Consider the following 26,683-nt stretch of genomic DNA (forward strand, 5'->3'; position numbering starts at 1 on the left):
CCCATTGTCCAATATTCCCCACTGCTGCCTCCCGTAGGAGTCTGGGCCGTGTCTCAGTCCCAGTGTGGCTGGTCGTCCTCTCAGACCAGCTACGGATCGTCGCCTTGGTGGGCCATTACCCCACCAACAAGCTAATCCGACGCGGGCTCATCCATCAGCGATAAATCTTTCCCCCGGAGGGCGTATATGGCATTAGCTATCGTTTCCAATAGTTATTCCGTACTGATGGGCAGATTCCCACGTGATACTCACCCGTCTGCCACTAAGGCCGAAGCCTTCGTTCGACTTGCATGTGTTAGGCATGCCGCCAGCGTTCGTTCTGAGCCAGGATCAAACTCTCAAATTGATCTTACAAACGAAGCTCCATAAAGGATCTTCGTTTCTTTCGGGTACATCATCACAAGTTGTATTGTACCCAGCTCATTGCTGGTTACTTAACTATGCGTTTGCGATGACGCGTATCTTCGTCACGCGCCGCCGCCCACGCATCTCTTCAATCAATCCACAATGTCAAACAGCAAACCTTCAAAAAAGGCTCTTATGCGGCGACAAAACTCCGCGCACCGCCAGAAGGTCCGGTGGTGCCGGAAAAGTYGTCTACGAAGTGCCGCAGAAGGCCGTCTTAATACGCCAACAAACCCAGGCCTGTCAACCCTTTTAAGGGGATGGGCTTTCCTTGCAAAACCGGCCTTGCAAAGGCCCGACATTCAAGACATGCGTGCCCCACTTAAAAGCCCCCTGGCCTCCCCGCACCCGGAAGATAGGTAGGGTTTTCCGGCGTTGATTTCACGCGCAAAATCAACGACAAGCCACCCTCTCGGGGACGCCCTTGCCAATACCAGATGTTGCGGGGTACCCTTTAAAATAGCCTATATTTAGGAAGTCCAAATTTGGGGAGGCGAATTGCTTCGACCCAGAGACGGGGCTAGGCAACTTGCCGACGGCGATTTCCGATGAAGCCGACTGCGATTTCCGATGAAGCCGACTGCGATTTCCGATGAAGCCGACTGCGATTTCCGATGAAGCCGACTGCGATTTCCGATGAAGAAGCTACGTAAAGAAATCGGGTTTTCCCGGTAAAGCCTTGGCCAAGGGCAAAATCTTAACCATATCGTCACGGCAAGACGGCTAGAAAAGACTGGGATTTAAGGAGGTATGGCGACCCGAATGAAGCGCACGCTGACGCAGGGAACAATCATCGCGGCCATGCTCTGGCTTGCCACATCGGATTTTGCAAATTCGCGGCTTCCCGAATCGGTCGAGCTCGGCCTGGAGCCGGCAGCCGGCACATGGCGCGCCACTTCCAACGCAGCCCTTCCTGCCCTAAACCCGGTGACGTTCTTCTTCAAGAATATCCTGCCCACCAAAGCGACGACGGCACCAAAACCCCGCCTCACGGAACGCACCTTACACGTGCGCAAAGGCGACACCTTGATGAACCTTCTGCTGCATGCCGACGTGCCCCGCGGAGAAGCCCATCTTGCGATTGAAGCCCTCAGCAAATCCTACGACCCACGGAAACTGAAGCCCGGGACGGAAATTGTTCTTCGCTATTTGTCTGCGCCGGCACATGAAAAATCTGCGAAAAAAACGGCGACGTCTGAAACTTTCGATGGCATTCGCGTGTCACTCCGCTACGACCAGGATATCGTGGTCACCCGCAACAATGCCGGGAAATTCATTCCAAAAACGGTTGAAAAGCGTGTCCTTAATGAGCTTGTTCACACCGGCGCCCAAATTAAAACAAGCCTTTTCGAGGCGGCCGACCGTGCCGACATCCCAACAAATGTCATTGTCGAGTTGATTCACGCCTACAGCTTCGACATCGACTTCCAGCGGGAAATTCGCTCCGGTGATAAATTCGAAATGATGTACGAACGCTTTCTCGATGAAGAAGGGCAGGTCGTTCACAACGGCAATCTGCTTTATGCGCGACTTGTAATTCGTGGCAAGCCCCTGAAAATTTATCGTTTTTCACCACAGAAAGGGGTTGTGGACTATTTCAATACGAAGGGGCAAAGCGTCCGCAAAGCGTTGATGCGCACGCCCGTTGATGGGGCGCGGATCAGCTCGCATTTTGGCAAGCGCCGCCATCCCATCCTGGGTTATACGCGCATGCACCGTGGGGTGGATTTTGCAGCGCGGCGGGGAACCCCGGTTCTTGCCTCCGGGAACGGCATCGTCGAACGGGCCAATCGGTATGGTGGTTACGGAAAATACATTCGCATTCGTCACAATTCCCGTTTTAAGACAGCCTATGCCCACCTCAAAGGCTTCGCGAACGGAATCCGTAAAGGGAAACGCGTCAAACAGGGACAGGTCATCGGCTATGTCGGCACGACTGGCCGTTCAACAGGGCCGCATCTGCATTACGAAGTCCATGAACGCAGTCGGCAAATAAACCCCATGCGCCTAAGCCTGCCAAGCGGGCTAAAATTGGGGGGGGAAGCCCTTGCCAGTTTCGAGAAGTCGCGGAGCGAGGTCGACAGGCTGGCAGCCGATTTGCCGCTGCAAAGCCTGCTTGCCAGCACCAAATAGGCCGCACGGCCTTTTCATTTTCAGGCAAACCTGTTCAAGCAACCCGGCTGAGAGAACCCGGCTCAGGACACCTTCGCTTTGGCGACCTTCACCTTCAATGCCTCCCCATCCCGCGTAATGCGAATGGTATCGCCGCCCTTCAGAGCGCCTTCAAGAATTTTCATTGAAAGCGGGTTTTCCAGATATTTTTGGATGACCCGCTTCAGGGGACGCGCTCCATAAACCGGGTCGTAGCCCATATCGGCAATCCAGCCCAGAGCGTCCTTATCAAGATCGAGATGTATCTTCCGGTCTTCCAGTCGCGCGCGAAGCCGGCGAAGCTGGATGTCAACGATGTCCGTCATGTGTTCGCGCTTCAGGCGGTGGAAGAGAATGATTTCATCCAGGCGGTTTAAAAATTCCGGGCGGAAAGCCGACCGAACGATTTCCATAATCGAAGCACGGACAACGTCAGCGTCTTCTCCCTCCGGCTGGCTGGCAAGAACGTCCCCGCCAAGATTGGACGTGAGAAGAATGATCGTATTGCGAAAATCGACCACATGGCCCTGGCCATCTGTCAACCGGCCATCATCCAACACCTGCAAAAGGACATTAAAAACATCCGGATGCGCCTTTTCGATCTCGTCGAAAAGAATAACCTGATAAGGCCTTCGGCGAACGGCCTCCGTCAACGCACCGCCTTCCTCATAGCCGACATAACCAGGGGGCGCGCCGATCATGCGCGCAACGGAGTGCTTTTCCATATATTCTGACATGTCGAGCCGGGTGATCGCGTTCTCATCATCGAACAAAAAGGTCGCCAGCGCCTTTGAAAGCTCGGTCTTACCAACCCCCGTTGGCCCCAGGAAGAGGAAGGAGCCAAGCGGCTGGTTCGGATCCTGAAGACCGGCGCGCGCACGGCGAACAGCATCGCTTATGGCGGAAACGGCTTCGTCCTGACCGACAACCCGCGCGTGAAGGCTTTCTTCCATTCGCAGCATCTTCTCTTTTTCGCCCTCAAGCATTGTATCAAGCGGTATCCCCGTCCACCGCGCAACGACGCTTGCGATATCCGCTTCGGTCACTTCTTCGTTCAACATGCGGTGGGGTTCCTCTGCCTCACCTTTTTGCAGTTTGCGCTCCAATTCAGGGACAATCCCATACATCAGTTCGCCGGCCCGATTAAGGTCCCCGTTTCGTTGCGCGATCTCAAGCTCACCGCGAGCCCGGTCAAGCCGTTCTTTCAATTTTTGAGCGCTGGATATCTGATCCTTCTCGATCTGCCAGACCAGCGTTAATTCCTGAGAACGCGCCTCCAGGTCTTTCAATTCCGTTTGCAGCTTTTCCAGGCGATCCTGCGAAGCCACATCCCCTTCCTTTTCCAGGGCCGACTGCTCAATCTTTAATTGCATAATGCGCCGGTCAAGTTCGTCGATTTCCTCCGGCTTTGAATCCACCTCCATGCGCAACCGCGCGCCGGCCTCATCAATCAGGTCAATCGCCTTGTCAGGAAGAAAACGGTCTGTGATGTAGCGATTTGATAACGTCGCCGCGGCAACGATTGCCGGATCTGTGATCCGCACCCCATGGTGGAGTTCGTATTTTTCCTTCAGTCCGCGAAGAATCGAAATTGTGTCCTCCAAAGAAGGCTCGGCAACAAAAATGGATTGAAACCGGCGGGCAAGGGCCGCGTCCTTTTCGATATGCTTGCGGTATTCGTCAAGGGTCGTCGCGCCAACGCAGTGAAGCTCGCCTCGGGCAAGGGCCGGTTTCAGAAGGTTTGACGCATCCATCGAACCTTCCGCCCGCCCGGCCCCAACGAGGTTGTGCAACTCGTCGATGAAAAGGATTAATTCGCCTTCTGCCGCCGTGACTTCCGCCAGCACCGCCTTCAGGCGCTCTTCAAACTCCCCGCGAAATTTAGCCCCGGCAACCAAGGCACCAAGGTCAAGCGCCATAAGCCGCTTGCGCTTTAAGCCTTCCGGCACATCGCCATTGACGATGCGAAGCGCCAAACCCTCGATGATCGCCGTCTTGCCGACGCCGGGGTCACCGATAAGGACAGGATTGTTCTTCGTCCGGCGCGAAAGCACCTGGATCGTGCGGCGAATTTCTTCGTCCCGTCCGATGACCGGGTCGAGCTTACCGTCACGCGCGGCCTGGGTAAGATCGCGCGCATATTTCTTGAGCGCCTCATAGCCTTCTTCAGCGGTTGCCGAGTCCGCCTTGCGGCCTTTACGCAAATTTTCGATCGCCTGGTTTAGATTCTGCGGCGTAAGACCTGCCGATTTAAGAATTTCCATCCCAGGCGTGCTCGACGCCATGGCCATCGCAAGAAGAAGCCGTTCCACCGTGACGTAGCTGTCACCTGCTTTCGAAGCAATTTGCTCAGCTGAATCAAAGAGTCGGGCCGTTTCCGGCGCCAGGTGAACCTGACCGGCACCACTGCCTTCCACTTTCGCGAATTTCGCCAACGCTTCTTCGACTGCACCGCGCGCCACCGCCGCGTCGCCACCTGCCGCCGAAATCAGTGAGGCTGCCAAGCCTTCTCCATCGTCAAGAAGAACCTTTAACAGATGCTCAGGCTTTAGGAACTGGTGATCGGCACGAAGCGCTAAACCTTGCGCCGCCTGGATGAACCCACGCGAACGTTCCGTGTATTTTTCGAAATCCATTCGACCTCCTCAAACAGGCAGGTTGAACCCATGGGCCCGTTGCGGCACCCGCGTTCTTATATGGACCGCGAAATCCATTTTACAAGATCGGGGCATGGCGTCGAGTTGGAAGGCCGAAAACAAGCCCGCTCAAGAATGGGGTCTGCAAAAGCTCCAGCAGCCGGACCCTTATATGGAACCCGCCTAATTGGTTTAAACAATCCCGTGGATCAACCCATCAAATAAGCGGGCTAGGCTTCACCGACGGCGGAGCTTGCTTCCGGTGCCGACTTGACCTTGGCTGCCGGCTTGGCTTTCGCGGCTTCCGGCTTGGCTTTCGCGGCTTCCGGCTTGGCTTTCGCGGCTGCCGGCTTGACTTTCGCGACCCTGGCCTTTGCCGTCGCTGGTTTCGCAACCTCGGTTTTAGCAACCACCGTTTTAGCAACCACCGTTTTAGCAACCACTGGTTTTGCGGCCTCGGTTTCAGCAACCACCGTTTCGGCAACCGTCGGTTCGGAAACCGTCGCTTTATCGGAATTTACCGCCTTCGGCGCCCCCTGGCGTTCGTCCGAAGAATGCATGGAACGATAATAATGTTCCGCATGCTGATAATAATTTTCGGCGGCAACACGATCACTAGCAGAGGTCGCATCCCTGGCAAGAGAGAGATATTTTTCCAAGATCTGCGAGGCGTTGCCCCGGACCTTCACCTTTTGCCCGTTACCGTCCGCAAACCTTTGCCGGCTTCCGCCGCCGTTCCGCCGTCCGCCACCGCCACCGCCACCGCCGCCGCCGCCGCCACGGCCGCGATGTTTCCGTATATTCGATTCATGTTTCATCGTTTTCTTATTCGACCCTCGTCGCTGTTCAAGCATTTGCCAAACTTCATACAGCACCGTCGCCGACAATCGTCCGGCAACAGCGACGCAATCACCAAATGCTGAAGGGCGGGCATTCCCGCCAGTCGCTGCGGATTGAACCGCAGCTTTCGGAGGATGAGCCTAGTCGGGATGCCCGTGATTTCCAAGATTTTTTTCGCCGACGATTTTATCCCATTACGGTTTTGGCATCTTCCCGACAACGCAGCGGGGGATACCCGCCAGGTCTTTTTGCGTCGCCACCCCTTCAAACCCTTGATTGCGGAGGTGTTTGGAAACCGCTTCGCCCTGGGTATCGCCAACCTCCAGGATAACCGTTCCAAAAGGCTGAAGAAGGCGGAAAAGATCCGGGATCAATTGCCGATAACATGCCAGGCCATCGGCACCGCCCATAAGCGCAAGCCGATTTTCGTAAAGCGCAATCTCGGGCTGCAACCGGTCGATTTCAGCATTGGGAATGTAGGGCGGATTGGAAAGGATGAGATCGAATTTCTCATCAATCGCGTGACCCCAATCGCTTTTTCGAAAGCGGGCACGTGCGTCCAACCCAAGCGCCGTCGCATTCGTTTTCGCCACGTCGAGCGCATCTTCACTGATATCCACGCCAAGTCCCGTCGCATTTTGAAATTCGGAAAGAAAGGCAAGCAAAAGGCAGCCACTTCCCGTTCCAAGGTCAAGCACGTGAAGGGCCGCTTCACGGTCCCGGAAATGATCGAGAGCCACCGAAATCAGGGTTTCGCTATCAGGGCGCGGATCAAGAGTCGCCGCGGTAACGCGCAGGGAAAGGCTCCAAAACTCGCGCCTCTCAAGCAGATGGGACATTGGCTCACGGCAGGACCGCCGCTGAAGAAGGACGTCCAAGCGCGCCATCATCGACGCATCGAGCTCGCGCTCCGGATGCCCCAAAAGCGTCTCCTTCGAAATGCCAAGAACGTGCGCGACAAGAAGCCGCGCTTCGAGAAGCGCCGTTTCACCGATCCCGGCCTGCGCGAGGTTGGCAGCGCCAGTGCGAATGGCCACCACCGCCGGGGTACCGGAAGCAATGCGAAGCGCCCTCATGCCATTTCCGACAAACGCTGTGCATGATCTTCCGCGATCAACGCGTCGATAACCTCGTCCAGAGCTTCCCCGGACAGCACCTTGTCAAGTTTGTGTAGCGTCAGACCAATGCGGTGATCCGTTACCCTTCCCTGAGGAAAATTATAGGTGCGAATTCGTTCGGAACGGTCCCCCGAACCGATCTGCCCACGACGCGCCGCCGCACGCTCGGCATCCTGCTCCTGCCGCTTGCGGTCATAAAGGCGGGCAAGAAGCACCTTCATTGCCTTTGCCCGATTCTTATGCTGCGACTTTTCGTCCTGCTGCTGAACAATGATGCCGGTCGGCAAATGCGTGATGCGCACGGCACTATCCGTCGTATTTACGGATTGGCCGCCAGGGCCGCTGGCGCGAAAAACGTCGACCCGCAAATCCTGCTCGTTTATCTCGACATCGACCTCTTCCGCCTCTGGCAGCACCGCCACCGTTGCCGCCGAGGTATGAATCCGCCCGCCAGATTCCGTCTCGGGAACACGCTGCACACGGTGCACACCGGATTCGAATTTCAACCGTGCAAAAACGTCACGCCCCGAGATTAAGATGGCCGCATCCTTGTACCCGCCGATCCCGGTTTCGGTAACGCCGAGAAGCTCGGTCTTCCAGCCATGGCGCTCAACATAGCGCTGATACATTCGGAAAAGATCAGCAGCAAAAAGGGCGGCTTCATCGCCGCCGGTGCCGGCGCGCACCTCCAAAATGGCATTTTTACTATCCACCACATCCTTTGGCAGCAGCAGCATCTGAAGGTGCTTTTCCAGCTCCGGAATCTTTTGCCGAAGCGTTTGCGCCTCCGCCTCCGCCAAGGCCAGAATTTCCACGTCCCCCGCCTTGTCTTCAAGAATTTCGGTCAGATCCCCATGCTCCTGCTCGGCCTCGCGAAGGGCGTGAATGGCCTCAGTGACCGTCGCAAGATCGGCATATTCCTTTGATATATCTACATATTCTTTAGAATCAGGGCGGATTTTGCCACTCGCAAGACGGTCGCCTAAATCTTCACGACGCTTAACAACCCGGTCGAGATTTTCTTTAAAACCCACGCTTCGATTCTCCTGGGAAGGGCGGAAAAAATCCGCTGCACATAAGAAAACAGGAAAAGACAACACGCCGATCCGAAGGACAAAACCGATCCCGCCCCTGCGGATGGCAAGCGCATTGGCGCTAGCGAAAAACGGCGAGCCGGTCTTTCAAAGCTTCCAACGCCACGCTCTCCTGCTCACCTGTATCAAGGTTTCGAAGGGTTACCGACCCCTTTTCCATCTCGTCCTCACCAAACAGGATGGCAGCCACAGCGGAAAGTTTGTTCGCCCGCTTTAAACGCTTCGATAGATTGCCACGGTAACCAAGCTCAACAACAAAGCCTTCGCGGCGCAGGTCATGGGCAAGCTTCATCGCTTCTGCTTCCATCTCGCTGCCAACCGGAATGATGGCGATTGGGCGCGTTGCCGGTGCCACATCACCAAGCATCAGCGCAATCCGATCAACGCCGGCCGCCCAACCCGTTCCGGGCGTATCCGGCCCACCCATCGTTGCCACCAGGCTGTCATAGCGGCCGCCAGCAAGAACCGTACCTTGTGCGCCGAGCATCTCCGAGGTGAACTCGAAAGCCGCATGGCAGTAATAGTCCAGACCCCGAACAAGGCGCGGATTGATCCGGTAGGCAATGCCAAGTCGATCCAGCCCGGCCCGCACGGCTGCAAAAATTTCAGCCGATTGGGTGTTCAGATAGTCTGGAAGCAGGGGTGCCTTTTCAAGAATTTTATGGTCACCCTTGTCTTTTGAATCAAGAATCCGCAACGGGTTACGCTCTAGGCGCGCAAGGCTGTCTTTGGAAAGCTCGCCCCGATAGGCGTTCAGATAGTCCACCAACGCCTTGCGATAAGCCGACCGGCTTGCCGCATCGCCAATGGAATTTAATTCAAGCGTCGTTGCCTCAAGAATGCCAAGCTCCGCAAGGAACTGGGCCCCCATTGCGATCACTTCAATGTCGCCGATCGGCTCGGCAACACCGAGAAGCTCTACGCCGACCTGATGGAACTGCCGCAGACGCCCCTTTTGCGGTCGTTCGTAACGAAACATGGGGCCCCGGTAGAAAACCTTGAGCGGCAAATGCTGGCTCAACCCCCCTGAAATAAGGGCGCGAACAATGCCCGCCGTACCTTCCGGACGGAGCGTGATTTCACCGCCACTACGATCCGTAAAGCTGTACATCTCTTTCGTGACGATATCCGATGCGCCCCCCAATGTGCGGGAGAAAACCTCGGAAAATTCGAAAATCGGCGTCGCCATTTCCTGATAGCCGTAGCTTTCAGCGATCCGGAGGCCGGTTTCGCAGACATGGCGATGGCGGCGGATTTCATCCGGCAAAACATCATGGGTGCCACGGACAGGCTGCAAAGATGACACAGAAACCTCCCGCCGGATTCAGGAAACGGCCGCGATGGGAACGTCTTGCTTTGCGGTGCTTTCCGCCGCATTTTCCATCTCGATTTCAGCAACTTTCTTCTCGATCAGCGCAACCATGTGGTCCACAACTTCGCCAGAGCCGATCTTGTGATCTGAAACGCCATTTAGATAGACGAGGTGGGTGCCATTGCCCCCACCGGTCAATCCAATGTCCGTTTCTCGCGCCTCACCCGGCCCATTCACGACGCAGCCGATCACGGAAACCGTAAGCGGGGTTGTGATATGGGCAAGCCGTTCTTCCAAAAGTTCGACCGTTTTGATGACCTGGAACTGCTGGCGCGCACAGGATGGACAGGCGATGACCGTCACACCATGCCGGCGCAGCTGAAGCGCTTTTAGGATTTCATAGCCCGTTTTGATTTCTTCCACAGGGTCTGCCGACAGAGACACCCGGATTGTATCGCCGATCCCGGACCACAGCAGCATGCCCATACCGATCGAAGATTTAATATTGCCGGTTCGCAGCCCGCCGGCCTCGGTGATGCCAAGGTGCAACGGATAATCACAAGCCTCGGCCAATCCCTGATAGGCAGCAACGGCAAGAAAAACGTCAGAGGCCTTAACGCTGATCTTGAATTCGAAAAAGTCGTTGTCCTCAAGAATCTTTGCGTGATTAAGCGCGCTTTCGACCATGGCTTCCGGACAGGGCTCGCCGTAACGTTCCAGAAGCTCCTTTTCGAGGCTGCCGGCGTTCACGCCGATGCGCATCGCACAGCCATTTTGCTTCGCAGCCTGAACAACATCGCGCACGCGACCGGCGTCACCGATGTTGCCTGGATTGATCCGCAAGCAGGCCGCGCCGGCTTCCGCCGCCTCGATCGCCCGTTTGTAGTGAAAATGAATGTCCGCAATGATCGGCACCCTTACTTCCGACACGATCTTTTTAAGAGCGGCCGTCGATTCTTTGTCCGGGCAAGAAACCCGAACGAAGTCGGCACCCGCCTCTTCCAGCGAGCGAATCTGGTTAACCGTCGCCGCGACATCCGAGGTCAACGTATTCGTCATGGACTGGACGGTAATCGGCGCGTCCCCACCAATCGCCACCCCCCCAACCTGAATTTGGCGGCAGGAACGGCGTTGAATTTCCCGATACGGACGAACGGACATGGCGACAGCTCTACTTCAGTTCTGAGAGAAAGACCCACAAAGCCTCATCAGAGACTTTGTCTTTTTTGGGTGCAATTTTCTTATATAGCTTAAAAAACCGGCGAAATGAAGGCCTCAGGGAAGACGACCGCTAATTGTGCACGGCGATCCCAGCCTTAAGGCGGACCGGATCGAGAAGCACCTCACGAAGAATGACGCCGCTTGCTCCCAAGGGAGGCATAAGCTCGCCATCGACCCGAATCTCGACCCCATGGGCGTCCCCAACCGCAAGGGTAAGCCCCTCTTGCAACGGCGGCCTGTAAATCTGATTCGCCGAAAGAACCCCCGTCATGATCAATTCCCCCCCCGCATCGCGAATTTCGATCCAGGTATCACGAACCGCCCGAAGAACAATCATCCGGGAAGCCGTCTCCCCCACCGAAGCCTGCGTTTCTTCCGGCAACAGCGTGTCCATCCCGGATAGTGGCGCAACGGAAACCGCCTCGGGCTGAGAAGGTGCAGATGCGATAACAGGAAGCGGCGGCACCTCGACGGCGGTATCTTCAACCGCAGCGTCCTCAACGGCAGCACCTTCGGCAGCGGCGTCCAATGTCTCCGGCGACGACGTGACAGGGGGAACGGCTTCAACCAATGAAGGCTCCAGCACGGGCGCATGAGAGGAAAGAGCGTACCAGGCACCGTAGACGACAAGCGCAAGCAGCACCGAAAGCAAAAGAATAGCCCCTTTCGGCACACGCCCTTCGTGAGCAGGAATGGGAAAAATCAGCGAGGTGGTCTTGCCGGAAACGGACGCCTCCATCTTAAAGCGGCGCACAATCTCAGCGCCGTCCATCCCTAGATAGGTTGCGTAAGCACGCACAAACCCAATCGCGTAGGCATCCCCTGGAAGTTCCCGGTAGCGCCCATCTTCGATGGCCTGGAGGTAAGTGGCGCGAATGCGCAGGCGATTGGCAACCCGGGCGATTTTCTCACCCTTTTTTTCGCGCGCTTCCCGGAGAATTTTGGCAATACCATCCCCGCCGCCTGGCTGATTGCCAAACAGGCGCTCGCTGCGCTGGGCGGTCTCGCTCGCCCCGCCGTCAGTCCTGGAGTCCGGCTTTTGCATGTGACCGCTCTGTTTCTGAAGCATTATCTCAGCCGATTGATCTTCACCACCCCTCAGCCGAAAGACGGTCCCGCAGCATAGGGAGGTTCGCAGACAACGGTCAAGGCGAAGCGAATGACCGCCTGGATTATCCTCTTAAATGATGACCCCATGATCCATGGCATAGGCGCGAAGCTTGTCCCGAACGCTGTGATCGGACCGCCCACCAAGGGTTTCCAGATAGTCGGAAAATTCGGAAAGGTGCAGGCTTAAAGCCATTTCCTTGACCGGAGCAATCGCCGACGCCGACATTGAAAGATTACGAAATCCAAGCCCGAGAAGCGCCATCGCATCAAGGGGTTGCCCGGCCATCTCCCCGCATAGCGCCACCGGCACGTTCTTCGAATCACATTGACGAACCAACGCGCCCAGGAAATTTAAGGCCGGGGGCGAGAGAACGTCGTAACGACCGGAAAGACGCGGATTGCCGCGATCATTCGCGAAGAAGAACTGAAAAAGGTCGTTGCTGCCTACGGAAAGGAAGTCAACATGGCGGAGAAGGGTAGGCAATTGCCAAAAAAGAGCCGGCACTTCCAACATGGCGCCAATTTCGATCGTGTCCGGCAATTTTTCTCCGCGCTGCTTCGCGCGCGACACTTCCATCTCCAAAAGCTTGCGAGCCGCAATGTATTCAGCAACTTCGGCCACCATCGGAAACATGACGCGCAATCGCCTGCCGGCTGCTGCACGTAGAAGGGCGCGCGCCTGCTGACGAAGCAATTGCGGACGATCCAGCGCAATCCGAAGCGCCCGCCAACCCATCGCTGGATTTTCTTCCCGGCGCGTATCAGAAAAATATGGGAGCCGTTTGTCGCCGCCAATGTCGAGCGTACGAAACGTCACCGGCTTCTCTCCCGCCTGGTCGAGGATGCGCCGGTAAAACTCTTCCTGCTCATCGACACCTGGAAATTTGGAGCAAACCATGAAAAGAATTTCCGTCCGATAGAGGCCAATGCCATCCGCACCGCGCTCTTCCAAGGCTTTCAAGTCAACGAGAAGACCGGCGTTCAGGTTTAATGAAATAGGGACACCATCCGCCGTCACCGTCTTCAGATTCCGGACACTCGCGTAGCGCGCCTGGCGCTCGGCAAGCATTGCCATGCTTTCGGCGAAGGCCTGCTGAACGTCATCGCTAGGCCGGATAAAAATCTGGGCATTGTCACAATCGACGATGACAGGCTCCAGCGGATCAATTTTCTCAAGCACCCCCTTTACCCGCGCCAGAACCGGAATATCCAGAGTCCGCGCCACAATGGCCACGTGACTCGTCGGCGAGCCTTCCTCAAGGACAAGGGCACGTAGCTTCCCCGGATCGTAATCGAGAAGCTCGGCCGGACCCATGTTACGGGCAACCAGCACCACGTCATCCGGCAAATCAGCGGCGGCGGTGCTTTCGTGGCCCGTCAAATGTTGAATAAGACGATGGGCAAGATCATCCAGATCGTGAAGCTTTTCCCGAATCACCGGATCTGTGACCGACTCCATCCGGACATGGGTTTCTTCCTGCACCTTTTGAACGGCCGCCTCTGCCGTAAGACCGCTTCCAATCGCCTCGTTGATCCGGCCCAGCCACCCCCGGTCCTGGGCAAACATGCGATAGGTTTCAAGAATCTCCCGGTGCTCGCTTCCCGTTGCCATATCTGTGGCAGCCAACAAGGTGTCCAGGGCCGTGTGAAATTTGCCAAGGGCCTTCTCGAAACGCGCCCGCTCTTTTTTCGGGTCTTCGGAGACCAATTCCCGAAGCTCTATTCTGGGCTGATGCAAAACCGCCCTGCCCATCGCCAGCCCCGGATTTAAGATCGTTCCCTTGAGTCCAAGGGGCAGAACCGCGTTGCCCTCGACAGAAAACAGTTCCTCCCTTGGAACCAGCTTGCCGCCGGCAACAATCTCCGCCAAAACCATGGCGACTGTTTGCAGAAGTTCAAGGTCAACCTCGGAATACAATCGCCGCGACCTGTTCTGCACAACAAGAACGCCAACCATGCGACCGCCATGGAGAATCGGAACACCGAGAAGCGAGTGATAGATTTCCTCTCCCGTTTCCGGGCGGTAGGCAAAGTTCGAATGGGCCTGGGCATCGGCCAGATTCAACGGCGTTGCCGTTGCCGCGATATGACCCACAAGCCCCTCGCCCAGACGCAGATGCGTGTGGCGAATGGCAGCCGGTTTCAGCCCCTTGCTTGCAAAAAGTTCCAGAACTTCGCCCGCGCGAAGAAGGTAGGTCGAACAAACCTCGGCGACCATGTCCGCAGCGATAAGCTTGACGACGTCATCCAGCCTTTGCTGGGGACTGCCCGAGGAGGCCATAACGTCCCGCAGACGTCGTAGCAAACGGCGGGGTGCGAGTTCATCGGCCTTTGTTGTCATGAAATTGCAGCTCAGACTCGGGTTCGTGCCTCCAAGGCAAGATGCGCTTGGTCTAGCAGTTCCTGGATGATTTCCTGCGCGGGCTGTTCACAGGTTACCATACCAACACTCTGCCCTGCCATCATCGACCCATTTTCAACGTCCCCATCGACAACCGCCCGGCGCAGCGCACCTGCCCAGAAATGCTCGATTTCCAGCTGCGCATCCTTCTTCGTCAACGCGTTGCTATGAAATTTCTCGATCACCTCGCGCTGCACCTCAAGAAAGCGATTTGACGCCTTGTTCGCCAGGGACCGCACCGGAATGACCGGAAACATCGGGTCAAGCTGCACGGAAAGGACCGCATCCCGGGCCTTCGCTTTGATAAAAGCCTTCTTAAAATGCGGATGCGCGACCGATTCCTCGGCGCAAACGAAGCGCGTTCCCAACTGACAGCCGGAGGCGCCCATTTCAAGGTACGCGAGCGCGGTCTCCCCCCGGGCAATCCCGCCCGCAACAAAAACCGGGACCTCCCGTATGTTCGGAAGAATTTCCTGCGCCAACACGCTGGTTGCCACCGGACCGGTATGTCCGCCGGCCTCCATGCCCTCGATGACAAGCGCATCCGCCCCACGCTGCACCAATTTGCGGCCAAGGGTCAGGTTCGGAGCAAAACAAAGAACCTTTGTTTTTCCGCTTCGAATCCGGTCAATCGCAGCGATCGGAGGGATGCCCCCGGCAAGCACGATGTGGGAAACTTTGTGATCAAGACAGACGTCAATTAGTTCCATAAGCTGGGGATGCATCGTGATCAGATTGACGCCGAAACGGCGATCCGTCAGCGCATTGGTTGCACGGATTTCTTCCGACAATTGGTCAGGCATCATTGCGCCCGAAGCAAGCACACCAAACCCACCCCCGTTCGACAGTGCCGCCACAAGGTTGCGCTCGGAAAGCCATGTCATGGCGCCACCAAGGAATGCCGTATCGGCATCCAAAAACGCACGACCCCGCGCCCAGAGACGATCGAGATAAGAAACCGCGCCCATCGTCTAGGACGCGTCCAAGCCGTAAGCGGTATGCAACGCGCGCAACGCCAGCTCTGTATATTTTTCGGCAATCAGGACGCTGACCTTGATTTCCGATGTGGAGATAACCTGGATATTGATCCCTTTTTCGGAAAGGGTTTGAAACATTCGCTGGGCAACGCCCGCATGGCTTCGCATGCCAACACCGATTACCGAAATTTTCGAAACGTCAGAATCTGGTATAAGAGACTGATAATTAAGATCTTTTCTCTTCGCCTCCAGAACCTCTTGGGCGCGACTGAAGTCGCCCCGCGTCACCGTGAAGGTCAAATCCGTCGTGCGACCGTCTTCGGAAACGTTCTGGACGATCATATCAACATTGATGTCAGCATCCGCCAATGGGCCAAAAATTCCTGCCGCAACACCCGGTCGATCCGGCACCTTCACCAGAGTAATCTTCGCTTCATCCCGGCTATAAGCGACACCGCTTACCATTTCCTGTTCCATGATTTCCTCCTCGCCGACGACCAGCGTTCCTGGCACATCCAAAAAACTGGACAACACCTGAAGGCGAACCCGGTGCTGCATTGCCAGCGCAACGGAACGCGTTTGTAGAACCTTGGCGCCCTGGGATGCCAGTTCCAGCATTTCCTCGTAGGTAATTCTATCCAGCTTCCGTGCCGTGGCAACGATACGGGGGTCCGCCGTAAAAACGCCTTCAACGTCGGTAAAAATATCGCAGCGATCCGCATTCAAAGCCGATGCCAGCGCCACAGCCGACGTGTCCGATCCGCCACGGCCAAAAGTCGTGACGCGGCGATCCGGTCCGATGCCCTGAAAGCCGGCAAGAACCGCCACCGTTCCCGCTTCCAGATCGCGCGCGATGGCCGTCGCGTCAATCTTTTGAATCCGCGCGCGCCCGTGGTTGCCGTCGGTCATCACCGGCACCTGCCAACCCGTCCACGACCGTGCCGGAATGCCGAGGCTCTCGACGGCAAGGGCAAAAAGGCCGGCACTGATTTGTTCCCCGCTGGAAACGATGCCGTCATGTTCCGCCGAATCACTTCGCCCGGCGGTTTCATCCGCCCAGGCAACCAGTTGGTCCGTCGTCCCGGCCATGGCCGAAACAACCACCGCAACCTCATTTCCCGCCTTGACTTCAGCGACCACGCGCCGAGCCGCGTTGCGGATCAACGTGATGTCCGCAAGAGAAGTTCCACCAAATTTTTGAACGACGCGTGCCATTTGGCCCATCCCGATCAGTTTCCAGCCTTTCGGGACCCTTCCTGATCCAGTAAGTTACCGAAATCGGGGGCTATTCATAGCCTTAAGCCCTCGTCGGTACAAGCCTGCCCCCACCACCGGCCCTGGAAAGGGCCAGAATGGAAAGGGCGGAGAAACAAAGGAATGATCGGGTGAACGCTGCCATCACATCCCATGAGACGGCTCCTAAATCGGACAGCGTCGATGCCCGTGAGGTTGCAAACTTCGAAGCCATCGCGGATGCCTGGTGGGATCCACAGGGAAAATTCAGACCGCTTCACCAAATCAATCCCGTTCGCCTGGGCTTTATCCGCGATCATCTGGCCCGCCATTTCGAGCGCGATCCCTTGCAGCCAAATCCGCTTGCAGGCCTTCGCATTCTCGACATCGGTTGCGGCGGCGGGCTTTTGAGCGAACCGCTCGCCCGGCTCGGCGCAGACATCGCCGGCATTGATTTCGGCAAACGCAACATTGAAATCGCCCGCCACCATGCAGAAGCCGTCGGACTGACCATTGATTACCGCGTGACGACCGCCGAGGCCCTGGCGGCGGAAGGAGACCGTTTTGACGCCGTGCTCAACATGGAAGTCATCGAACATGTTACCAACCCGGCCAACTTTCTTGGAAGTTGCGCGGCGTTGGTAAAGGCCGATGGCGCGATGGTGGTCGCAACCTTGAACCGAACGATCAAATCCTATCTTCTTGCCGTCATTGGTGCCGAATATGTCCTGAACTGGTTGCCGAAGGGCACCCACAATTGGCAAAAATTTCTGAAGCCGTCCGAAGTTGCGGGCTATTTACGGCCCCATGGTTTTACCTTCGAGGACCTAAGTGGCGTGCTTTACGATCCTCTGCAGGATGCCTGGCGCTTAAGCCGCCGCGTGGACGTCAACTACATGGCTTTTGCCACTCGCAAAAATCCGTCCACGTGACAAAACTGACAACATGTCAAAGGAAAGCCGTGCATTCATGACGCATCTAGACGATGCACGCGCCCCTTCCGATTGGGTGATCCGATTTGCGCGTCACATTCACAAAGGCGGCGACGTTCTTGACCTTGCCTGTGGCAGCGGTCGCCATACAAAACTTCTTCTGGAAGCGGGGCATCCGGTCATCGCTCTCGACCGGAACCTCGACCGGCTGGGGGAACTCCGCCAGCACGCCAGGGTCGAAGCCGTCGAAGCTGACCTTGAGGTGGGGCAGGCATGGCCCTTTTCCGGGCGGCGTTTTGCTGGAATTGTGGTTACGAATTACCTTCATCGGCCGCTGTTCCAAAACCTCGCCGACGCCCTGGAAGACAATGGCGTGTTGATCTATGAAACCTTCGCCCAGGGAAATGAGCGATTTGGCCGCCCAAAAAACCCGGACTATCTCTTGCGGGATGGGGAGCTTTTGCACGTCTTTGCCGATCCGCTTTACATCCTCGCTTACGAACAGGTCGAACGCGGCGCACCAAATCCGGCAGTTCTGCAACGCGTCGCCGCCATCAAGAATCCCAGCCACTGGCATTAGCCGGAAGGCTTCGCCTTTGAACTGAGAACGAACGACCGGTCATGTTGAAGGGACGGAATTTTTTGTCGTGCCGCCGCCACCTTCGAAGGATCGATCCCGGCCAGAACGATGCCCGAATGGTCGCCGCCATCACCAAGCACCTCTCCCCAGGGATCGACAATCAACGCATGGCCGAAGGTCTGTCGCCGCCCATGGCTTCCGCATTGGGCGGGCGCAAAAATATAGGCCCCGTTTTCGATTGCCCGGGAACGAAGCAATGCGTGCCAATGGGCCTTGCCGGTGACGCGCGTAAAGGCGGAGGGGACGGCAAAATAACTTGCGCCAGCCTTGGCAAGGGCCCGGTAAAGATGTGGAAAGCGCAGGTCATAGCAAATGGTCAGCCCGACATCACCCCAGGGGGTTTTGGCCAGCACGGCCCGATCTCCGGAACGGTAACTATCTGATTCTTTGTAGGATTCGCCATTTTCAAGATCGGCGTCGAACATGTGGATCTTGTCATAACGCGCGACGATTTGGCCCGTACCATCGAGAAGAAACGAACGGTTCGCCACATCGCCTTCGTCCAATTGAACGGCAAGCGAGCCTACCAGCAACCAGGCATTCGTCTCTTTCGCCAGACTGCAAAAATGCGCGAGGGCCGGATGAGTTTCTTCTGGCTTCGCATGGGCAATCAGCCCTTTTCGCCCAGCGTCCATCATGGCGACATTTTCCGGAAGCAGGATGAAATCCGCGCCCTTTTCCCGCGCCTTTAAAACAAGGATCGAGGCGGCGGCAAGATTGGGCGCAAGGCTCGAACCCGCGTTCGTCTGGATACAGGCAACAACGAAAGGCTTTGTCATCAAGCAATCTCCAAAGGCACAGCCGACCGCATGCCAAATCTACCTGATCACACGGGCAAGCGTCAGCACATCGACCCCGACCGCGCCCGCATCAAGCAGGGCTTCCGCGCAAGCCTCCATCGTCGCCCCGGTGGTCAGAACGTCATCGATCAGAAGCACCTGCCGTCCGGCAAGCACCGCTTCGCGACCGGGACGCAAGGCGAAGGCGCCTTGCACATTGCGCCGCCGCGCGGCGGGATTGAGCCTGCCTTGCGAAGGCGTGCGGCGCAACCGCACAAGCAAATCGGCGGCAATGGGAACGCCGCTAAGGCGCGACAGCGAACGAGCCATTAAAACCGATTGATTGAAACGCCGCTGGAAAAGACGTGTCCAGTGAAGCGGCACCGGCACCAGCAAATCCGCGTCCAAAAGAAGCTCCCGACCCGCGCGCGCAAGCCAGCGACCAAAGGCCGGCGCACCATGCACCCGATCCCCGTGTTTGAACCCAAGCACCAGATCCCGCGCCGGCGACGCATAACGCATCACGGCCCGGCCCCTGCCATAGACCGGGCGGCGATCAAGGCAGGCTGCGCAAATCGCCGCTTCGCCAGGGTCGAATTCAAAGGGATAGCCGCAAATATCGCAAAAAGGCTTCGCCAGAAAATTTATTTCCTCCCAACAGGACGCGCAAAGGGTGCCTTGCTGACCAATCGTCACCCCACAGGCCAGGCATTGTGGCGGCAAAAGAAAGTCAAGCACCCGATCGCCGAAACGACGCAAGCCGACACGCTGTTCGAGACTGTCCATCAGAAGAAAGCCTGACTGCCAACGAAGGAATTTGTCAATCTTTCTCCGCGACCTCCCTTTCTCCGCGACCTCCCCTTCTCCGCGACCGCCAAGGCTTCCGCTTCGCCTGTACGGGCGCGCGTGCCATAATTTTGCCATGCCAAATGAAATGTCCGATGCAAGAAGCCTGTTTGATCGCGGTCTGGTTCAACAACACCGGGAACGGGCCGCCAAAGATTTCGACAGCTACGATTTTCTGTTTCGCGAGGTCGCAGAACGGCTTGCCGATCGCCTGGACGACGTGCTTCGTGACTTTCCCGATGTTCTTGACCTTGGCTGTCACGCGGGCCATCTCGCCCGCCACGTCCAAAAACGGCGCGGTGTGCAACAGGTGGTCGCGTGCGATCTTTCGCCGGCAATGGTGGCACGCGCGGCGGCCCAGGACGACAAATCCCGCTTCCTTGTCGCAGATGAAGAAGGCCTGCCCTTTGGCGAGCGGCGTTTCGACCTTGTGCTGAGCTGCCTCAACCTCCATTGGACAAACGACCTGCCGGGGGCGCTTATCCAAATTCGTCGCTGTCTGAAACCGGGCGGCCTTTTCCTGGGCGCGATGTTTGGCGGCGAAACCCTGAAAGAACTGTACCAGGCCTTTCTCGTTTCAGAATCGGAAGGCGGTGGCGGCATCAGCCCACGAATCTCTCCCTTCACGGAAGTCCGCGACGCGGGCCAGCTTCTGCAACGCGCAGGCTTCATCGAACCTGTCTCCGACAGCGACACGTTGACCGTGACCTATCCAAACAGCCGCCGCCTGCTAACAGATCTGCGCGGCATGGGCGAAACGAACGCCCTTCACGCACGAAGGCGAAACTTTACCCCGCGTGGGACGCTTGCGCGCATGACGAAGCTTTACGAAGACCGCTTTCGCAATGAAGAGGGCCGCCTGCCGGCAACGTTTCAAATTGTCTATTTGACTGGATGGATCGCGAACACGCCCAAGGACGTGACTTAAACCACGTGACTTAAACCACGTGACTTAAACCACGGGGCTTTCGCCAACCAGTTCGGCAATCTCTCCCAGGATCGCCGAGAAGTCATAATCTTTTGGCGTATAGACGCGCGCGACCCCCATGTCTTTCATCTGTTTCGCGTCTTCTGGCGGAATGATCCCGCCAACGATGAGCGGCACGTCCGCAATGCCTGCCTCTCGCATCTGTTCAAGAACGCTTTCCACCAGCGCCAGATGCGAACCGGAAAGAATGGAAAGCCCAATGACATGCACGCCCTCTTCAACCGCCGCGACGACAATCTGGGCAGGCGTCAGGCGGATGCCCTCGTAAATGACCTCCATGCCGGCATCCCGCGCCCGAAGCGCTAATTGCTCCGCCCCGCTTGAATGGCCGTCGAGGCCCGGCTTGCCAACAAGGAATTTGATCCGCTGGCCGAGCTTCTTTGAAACCGCCTCCACCCGCTCCCGAACCACCTGAAAGTCAGCCGGTTTGCGAATGACGCTGACGGCCCCCTGAACGCCCGTTGGCGCACGATATTCGCCGAAAACCTCGCGAAGCAGACCACCCCATTCGCCCGTCGTTACACCGGCATGGGCGCACGCAATCGAAGGGATCATGATATTCTGCCCCTCCTCCGCAGCGCTGCGAAGTTCCCCTAACGCCGCCGCAACGGCCCCATCGTCGCGGGCGTCCCGCCATGCGCGCAAGCGCGCAATCTGCGCTTCCTCGGCCTTTGAATCCGGCGTCAGATAGCCACCATCCCCGCCTGCCATGAGAGGCGATGGCGAGGCCTCTTCATACCGATTAACCCCCACGACCACGCGTTCCCCAGACTCGATTGCCGCAATCCGCCGGTTGTTCGATTCAACCATGCGCTGCTTCATGTAACCGGCTTCAATGCCGGCCAGAACCCCGCCAAGCTCTTCGATCTTGCCGAATTCCTCACGCGCCGCCGTTTTCAATTCCTCGACCTTCCTGTCGATGACAGGCGAGCCGTTGAAAATATCCTCATATTCCAGAAGGTCTGTCTCGTAAGCCATGATCTGTTGCAGGCGCAGGCTCCATTGCTGATCCCAGGGGCGCGGCAGGCCCAGCGCCTCGTTCCAGGCCGGCAGTTGCACGGCGCGCGCGCGCGCGTCCTTCGAAAGGACAACGGCAAGCATTTCCAGAAGAATGCGATAGACGTTGTTTTCGGGCTGCTGTTCGGTCAAGCCCAGCGAATTGACCTGGACGCCATAACGAAAACGCCGAAATTTCGGATCCTCCACGCCATAGCGCTCGCGCGTGATTTCGTCCCAAAGATCAACGAAGGCGCGCATCTTGCACATTTCGGTAATAAAGCGGATGCCGGCGTTCACGAAAAAACTGATGCGGCCAACAACTTTTGGGAAATCCGCTGCCGGCACCTGACCTGAATCGCGCACCGCATCAAGCACGGCGCAGGCCGTCGCAAGTGCAAAGGCAAGCTCCTGCACCGGCGTCGCCCCCGCTTCCTGCAAATGGTATGAGCAGACATTGACCGGGTTCCATTTCGGAATTTCCCGATAGGTAAAACTGATCACGTCCGACGTAAGTTTTATGCTTGGGCCAGGCGGAAAAATATATGTGCCGCGCGATAAATATTCTTTGACGAGGTCGTTCTGGACGGTGCCGCTCAACGTGCTGCGGTCATGACCCTGTTTCTCGGCAGCAGCGATATAAAGCGCCAGCAGCCAGGGTGCCGTGGCATTGATCGTCATCGAGGTGTTCATACGATCCAGAGGGATGTCCTCAAAAAGGGTCTCCATGTCCCCCAAATGAGAGATCGGAACGCCGACCTTGCCAACCTCGCCGCGGGCAAGCTCGTGATCCGAATCATAGCCGGTCTGTGTCGGCAGATCGAAGGCGATGGAAAGGCCCGTCTGGCCACGCGCCAGGTTCGTCCGGTAAAGCGCGTTCGAAGCCGCCGCCGAGCTGTGGCCGGAATAGGTCCGAAAAAGCCACGGCCTGCCCCGGTTGGCGGACGCAGTATCCTCGGCCCCCTGCTTTGAAGACCTCTGTTTTGACGATTGTTTTTCAGTTTTGGTCATGGCTGCCCGATGCTAAGGGTTTTGCGACCGCGTCACAAAATGATTGTTGTCTTTCAAAATCCGCCAAAAATTGAGGTTTATTATTTCGCAAACCACCTAAGTTATGAAATAAACTAATATCTTTTGCGTTGCAAAATTTTTTTGTGCAGTGCTAGATATAACCCCTTTCAAGAACAATCCACCTTGCCCAGGGGCACTCAAAGGACGGAGACGAAAAAACGATGACCAAATCGGCCGAGGCGACCGCGTTGAATGCCCACGCGGAGAAGAAAGACCTTTACGACATCGGTGAAATTCCGCCTCTCGGCCACGTCCCGAAAAACATGCATGGCTGGGCCATTCGACGCGAGCGGCATGGTGAACCGGAAAAGGCTATGCAGGTCGAGGTTCTTCCGACGCCTGAAATCGACTCCCACGAAGTGCTGGTTCTGGTCATGGCGGCCGGCGTCAATTTCAATGGCATCTGGGCGGCGCTTGGCACACCGGTGTCGCCCTTCGACATCCACAAGGCTGATTTTCACGTTGCCGGATCGGATGCGTCCGGCATCGTCTGGGCCGTTGGCAACAAGGTGACAACCTGGAAGGTGGGCGACGAAGTCGTTGTCCATTGCAACCAGAATGACGGCGACGATGAGGAATGCAACGGCGGTGATCCAATGCTTTCCGCGTCCCAGCGGATATGGGGTTACGAAACGCCGGATGGTTCTTTCGCGCAATTTGCACGGGTCCAGGCACAACAATTGATGCCGCGCCCACAGCATTTAACCTGGGAAGAAAGCAGCTGCTACACGCTGACACTGGCGACGGCCTATCGCATGCTGTTTGGGCATCGGCCGCATATTCTGCGCCCCGGCCACAACGTCCTGGTATGGGGCGCTTCCGGGGGCCTTGGCTCAATGGCTGTCCAGCTTATCGCAACAACGGGGGCCAATGCCATCGGCGTCGTTTCCGATGATAACAAGATTGATTTTGTAAAATCCCTGGGCGCGAAAGGTGTCATCAATCGCAAGAATTTCGATTGCTGGGGCCAGCTTCCAGACGTTGATGACACAGAAGCCTATGGCGCCTATATGAAAAAATGCCGCAAATTCGGGCGCGCCGTCTGGGACATTACCGGAAAGGGCGTGGACGTCGATTCCGTTTTCGAACATCCGGGCGAACAGACCTTCCCCGTTTCCTGCCTTCTCGTAAAACGGGGCGGCATGGTCGTTTTCTGCGCCGGCACAACCGGGTTCAACCTTACATTCGACGCGCGTTTCGTGTGGATGCGCCAAAAGCGGATCCAGGGCAGCCATTTTGCCCATCTGAAACAGGCAAGCCAGGCAAACCGGCTGGTTATCGAACGGCGAATTGACCCCTGCATGTCCGAGGTTTTTGCCTGGAAGGATATCGCGCGCGCCCATACCAAAATGTGGAAAAACCACCACAAACCAGGCAATATGGCGGTTCTGGTTCAGGCGAAGCGTCCCGGACTGCGCACCTTCGAAGACGCCATAGAGGCCTAGAGAGGCCTAGGCGCGTTTCAACTTCGCCCGACCACCGTTCCATCCGCTCACAACGCGAACCATCGCAGCGAGCCTTGTTCTACGAAAAAATAGACTGGACAGGATCATGGGTAACCTAGCCGCCGATAAAACCGTCCCCCTTCCAAATCTTCTGGAATGCGCGACGGCAGCCCTTGGGGCCGCAGACCGGCTTGTCGAAAGCGCGAAGGCCGCCGTCACCGCCCTGGTTGTCAAAGACGGCCGGACCAATGGCGCCCTTCTCGATCGCCACCAATTCGCCGCGCACGGATTTGCCTGGTTTGCAACCTATGTGGAAGCCCTTCGCCAACTGCTTGGCTGGGCCAAACGCCTGGAAGAAGAGGGGAAATTCAGCGAGGGTGAAGCGCTTATCCTTGAAATTGCGTTTGCGGAATATCTTGCACAAATGATTGGCGGCATCCCGATGAGCCAGGTCGAGATTGTGCGTCCAAGTGATCTTGGCATTTCCCAAAGCGCCCAAATGGCTTTTGCTTCTGAAGCAGCGGTGACGACCCTTGCCTTTGGCAACCGGGGAAATGCGGCCCGCCTGCGGCTGGCGGAGCTTTTAAAGGACAGCCTGGAAACCGGAAATTTCTGCGAGCTTGGTCTTGCCGATGAAACGCTGGAAATGATTCGCGAACAGTTTCAACGCTTTTCCGACGAACAAATCATCCCCCATGCCCATGAATGGCATCTCAAAGACGAACTTATTCCAATCGAAATCCTTCAACAGATGAGCGAGCTTGGCGTCTTTGGGCTGACGATTCCTGAGGAATTCGGCGGGCTTGGATTAAGCAAGCTCACGATGTGCGTCGTTACAGAAGAGCTTAGCCGTGGCTATATTGGCGTTGGCTCGCTCGGCACCCGATCCGAAATTGCCGGCGAACTTATCCGCAACCACGGCACGCAATCCCAAAAAGAACGCTTTCTCCCCGGCATTGCGAGCGGTGAAATTCTGCCCACCGCCGTCTTTACGGAACCGAATATTGGATCGGATTTAGCGAGTTTGCGAACGCGCGCCGTACAGGAAGACGGAGCCACGTCTTACCGCATCATCGGGAACAAAACCTGGATTACCCACGCGGCTCGCGCAGATATCATGACGCTGCTTGTCCGCACCAATCCAGAGGAAAAAGGCTACAAGGGTTTGAGCATGTTCCTCGCGGAAAAGCCGCGCGGCACGGAAGCCAATCCCTTCCCTGCCAAAGGCATGTCCGGTGGCGAGATCAAGGTGCTTGGCTATCGGGGAATGAAAGAATACGAGATCGCCTTCGATAATTTCGAGGTGGCGGCGGAAAATTTGCTCGGCGAGAAGGAAGGCGAAGGCTTCAAGCAATTGATGGCCACCTTCGAGAGCGCGCGCGTTCAAACGGCGGCGCGCGCCATCGGCGTGGCCCAGAACGCGATGGAGCTTGGCCTGCGCTATGGCCTGGACCGCATCCAGTTTGGCCGACCCATCTACGAATTTCCACGGGTCGCAGGAAAGATTGCATCCATGGCGGCAGAGATCATGCTGGCGCGGCAACTCTGCTATTTTGCCGCCCGCGAGAAGGACGCGGACCGGCGCTGTGATGTCGAGGCCGGCATGGCAAAACTGCTGGCGGCCCGGGTTGCGTGGGCAGCGGCCGACAACGCGCTTCAGATCCACGGCGGCAATGGCTATGCCCAGGAATACCCGATCAGCCGCGTCCTTTGCGATGCGCGCATTCTCAATATCTTCGAAGGGGCCGGGGAAATTCAGGCCCAGGTAATTACCCGGGGCCTGCTGGCAAAGCGGAACTGACAACCCAGCCATTGACAAAATCCAAAAAGGGGAATAAAGTCCTATTTGTCCCTGGAGGACATGCGCCCACGGCAAAGCCGGCGGGCGTTTTTTTTGTCTAAATTTCCTCTTCTTGCCAGTTCAGGAGCCTCTCATGACAACGCTTCTTCCCCGCGACGCCGACAACATTCCAATCCAGGCCCTGCGCCTTAAGGCTGGAAACGCCCATAGCATCAGCGTCACAGCAAGCAGTGCCAGAAATGCAACCGCCTTCGATGCAGCCACCTGCACGATCGCCGTTTATGCGACGGGCCCGTGTTTTATCCGCAACGGCAATTCGACCGTAACAGCGGCAGCGACGGATCACTACCTGCCCGGCGGCACCTATCTCTACCTCTCCATGGGCCAGGGAAAGGCCGGCCGCGACACCCATATTGCAGCCATCCGTGCCAGCGCGGACGTGACGCTCTACATCTCGGAGTTGGAGTAATGCTTGGAGCCCCGGGGACGCTCCCGGTCGGGGCGGCGACCTTTTCTCCGGCAAGCATCCCCGGCCTTAAACTTTGGCTGGCGGGGAACCGCTCACCGTTCACACTGAATTCCGGCAAGGTTTCCCAGTGGAACGACATCTCCGGTAACGCCAACCACGCCGCCCAGGCCACGGCGACGAAACAGCCCGCCTATGCGGCCTCCGGTGTAAACGGCCTT

General features: G+C 57.0%; 21 protein-coding genes and 1 rRNA gene. 8 read left to right on the forward strand and 14 right to left on the reverse strand.

Annotated features, from left to right (window positions below; all coding sequences use genetic code 11):
• Window positions 1-347 (reverse strand): 16S ribosomal RNA (locus COA65_09395); the annotation flags it as partial.
• 808 nt (window positions 348-1,155) lie between these two features.
• On the opposite strand from COA65_09395, the gene COA65_09400 reads away from it, so the two are divergent.
• Window positions 1,156-2,538, forward strand: coding sequence for a peptidase M23 (locus COA65_09400; GenBank protein PCJ57522.1), 1,383 nt, complete (start codon window positions 1,156-1,158; stop codon window positions 2,536-2,538).
• A 62-nt stretch (window positions 2,539-2,600) separates the two neighbouring features.
• Here COA65_09400 and clpB read toward each other — a convergent pair whose 3' ends face one another.
• From clpB to COA65_09450, 10 genes are all read right to left on the reverse strand, one after another.
• A complete protein-coding gene (gene clpB, locus COA65_09405; protein PCJ57523.1) occupies window positions 2,601-5,192 on the reverse strand; it encodes an ATP-dependent chaperone ClpB in 2,592 nt (863 codons plus the stop codon).
• A gap of 230 nt (window positions 5,193-5,422) precedes the next feature.
• Window positions 5,423-6,010: a hypothetical protein gene (locus tag COA65_09410; GenBank protein ID PCJ57539.1), complete on the reverse strand. Its 588-nt coding sequence runs from the start codon at window positions 6,008-6,010 to the stop codon at window positions 5,423-5,425.
• 216 nt (window positions 6,011-6,226) lie between these two features.
• On the reverse strand, window positions 6,227-7,108 hold the full coding sequence (prmC, locus tag COA65_09415; protein ID PCJ57524.1) for a protein-(glutamine-N5) methyltransferase, release factor-specific: 882 nt from the start codon (window positions 7,106-7,108) through the stop codon (window positions 6,227-6,229).
• A complete protein-coding gene (locus COA65_09420) occupies window positions 7,105-8,184 on the reverse strand; it encodes a peptide chain release factor 1 (GenBank protein ID PCJ57525.1) in 1,080 nt (359 codons plus the stop codon). Before COA65_09420 ends, prmC begins: the two co-directional genes overlap by 4 nt.
• Window positions 8,185-8,305: 121 nt before the next feature.
• On the reverse strand, window positions 8,306-9,550 hold the full coding sequence (locus COA65_09425; GenBank protein ID PCJ57526.1) for a histidine--tRNA ligase: 1,245 nt from the start codon (window positions 9,548-9,550) through the stop codon (window positions 8,306-8,308).
• A gap of 18 nt (window positions 9,551-9,568) precedes the next feature.
• The gene (locus tag COA65_09430; protein PCJ57527.1) at window positions 9,569-10,717 is read right to left on the reverse strand and encodes a 4-hydroxy-3-methylbut-2-en-1-yl diphosphate synthase; all 1,149 of its coding nucleotides are present in this window, start codon (window positions 10,715-10,717) and stop codon (window positions 9,569-9,571) included.
• Between the two features lie 130 nt (window positions 10,718-10,847).
• Window positions 10,848-11,846 (reverse strand): hypothetical protein, encoded by a 999-nt coding sequence (locus COA65_09435; protein ID PCJ57528.1) that lies wholly within the window; start codon window positions 11,844-11,846, stop codon window positions 10,848-10,850.
• Between the two features lie 111 nt (window positions 11,847-11,957).
• A complete protein-coding gene (gene ptsP, locus COA65_09440; GenBank protein ID PCJ57529.1) occupies window positions 11,958-14,228 on the reverse strand; it encodes a phosphoenolpyruvate--protein phosphotransferase in 2,271 nt (756 codons plus the stop codon).
• Window positions 14,229-14,239: 11 nt separating this feature from the next.
• Window positions 14,240-15,256 carry a 2-nitropropane dioxygenase gene (locus COA65_09445; protein ID PCJ57530.1) on the reverse strand — a complete coding sequence of 339 codons (1,017 nt, stop codon included), beginning with the start codon at window positions 15,254-15,256 and terminating at the stop codon, window positions 14,240-14,242.
• Between the two features lie 3 nt (window positions 15,257-15,259).
• Window positions 15,260-16,480, reverse strand: a complete 1,221-nt coding sequence (locus COA65_09450) for an aspartate kinase (protein PCJ57540.1) — start codon at window positions 16,478-16,480, stop codon at window positions 15,260-15,262.
• Window positions 16,481-16,617: 137 nt separating this feature from the next.
• On the opposite strand from COA65_09450, the gene COA65_09455 reads away from it, so the two are divergent.
• On the forward strand, window positions 16,618-17,430 hold the full coding sequence (locus COA65_09455; GenBank protein PCJ57531.1) for a bifunctional 3-demethylubiquinol 3-O-methyltransferase/2-polyprenyl-6-hydroxyphenol methylase: 813 nt from the start codon (window positions 16,618-16,620) through the stop codon (window positions 17,428-17,430).
• A 37-nt stretch (window positions 17,431-17,467) separates the two neighbouring features.
• Window positions 17,468-18,010, forward strand: coding sequence for an SAM-dependent methyltransferase (locus COA65_09460; protein ID PCJ57541.1), 543 nt, complete (start codon window positions 17,468-17,470; stop codon window positions 18,008-18,010).
• On the opposite strand, the gene COA65_09465 is transcribed toward COA65_09460, so the two are convergent.
• Together COA65_09465 and COA65_09470 are read right to left on the reverse strand one after the other, a co-directional pair.
• Window positions 18,007-18,849 carry an amidohydrolase gene (locus COA65_09465; GenBank protein PCJ57532.1) on the reverse strand — a complete coding sequence of 281 codons (843 nt, stop codon included), beginning with the start codon at window positions 18,847-18,849 and terminating at the stop codon, window positions 18,007-18,009. The two genes, COA65_09460 and COA65_09465, sit on opposite strands and share 4 nt — an antisense overlap.
• 39 nt (window positions 18,850-18,888) lie before the next feature.
• The gene (locus COA65_09470) at window positions 18,889-19,635 is read right to left on the reverse strand and encodes an amidophosphoribosyltransferase (GenBank protein ID PCJ57542.1); all 747 of its coding nucleotides are present in this window, start codon (window positions 19,633-19,635) and stop codon (window positions 18,889-18,891) included.
• Between the two features lie 136 nt (window positions 19,636-19,771).
• Between COA65_09470 and COA65_09475 the strand changes: the two genes are divergently transcribed.
• On the forward strand, window positions 19,772-20,623 hold the full coding sequence (locus COA65_09475; protein ID PCJ57533.1) for an SAM-dependent methyltransferase: 852 nt from the start codon (window positions 19,772-19,774) through the stop codon (window positions 20,621-20,623).
• A 24-nt stretch (window positions 20,624-20,647) separates the two neighbouring features.
• Here COA65_09475 and COA65_09480 read toward each other — a convergent pair whose 3' ends face one another.
• The gene (locus COA65_09480) at window positions 20,648-22,690 is read right to left on the reverse strand and encodes a protein meaA (GenBank protein ID PCJ57534.1); all 2,043 of its coding nucleotides are present in this window, start codon (window positions 22,688-22,690) and stop codon (window positions 20,648-20,650) included.
• Between the two features lie 221 nt (window positions 22,691-22,911).
• On the opposite strand from COA65_09480, the gene ccrA reads away from it, so the two are divergent.
• The 4 genes from ccrA to COA65_09500 form a co-directional block, all read left to right on the forward strand.
• Entirely contained in the window at window positions 22,912-24,195 is a 1,284-nt protein-coding gene (gene ccrA / locus COA65_09485; protein ID PCJ57535.1) for a crotonyl-CoA carboxylase/reductase, read from the forward strand.
• Window positions 24,196-24,301: 106 nt separating this feature from the next.
• The gene (locus COA65_09490) at window positions 24,302-25,996 is read left to right on the forward strand and encodes an acyl-CoA dehydrogenase (protein PCJ57536.1); all 1,695 of its coding nucleotides are present in this window, start codon (window positions 24,302-24,304) and stop codon (window positions 25,994-25,996) included.
• Window positions 25,997-26,129: 133 nt separating this feature from the next.
• Window positions 26,130-26,465, forward strand: coding sequence for a hypothetical protein (locus COA65_09495; GenBank protein ID PCJ57537.1), 336 nt, complete (start codon window positions 26,130-26,132; stop codon window positions 26,463-26,465).
• Window positions 26,465-26,683, forward strand: a 219-nt coding sequence (locus tag COA65_09500; GenBank protein PCJ57538.1) for a hypothetical protein, incomplete at its 3' end; no start/stop codon positions are given. The genes COA65_09495 and COA65_09500, both read left to right, overlap by 1 nt.

The organism is Rhodospirillaceae bacterium (assembly GCA_002746255.1).
Lineage (GTDB): Bacteria > Pseudomonadota > Alphaproteobacteria.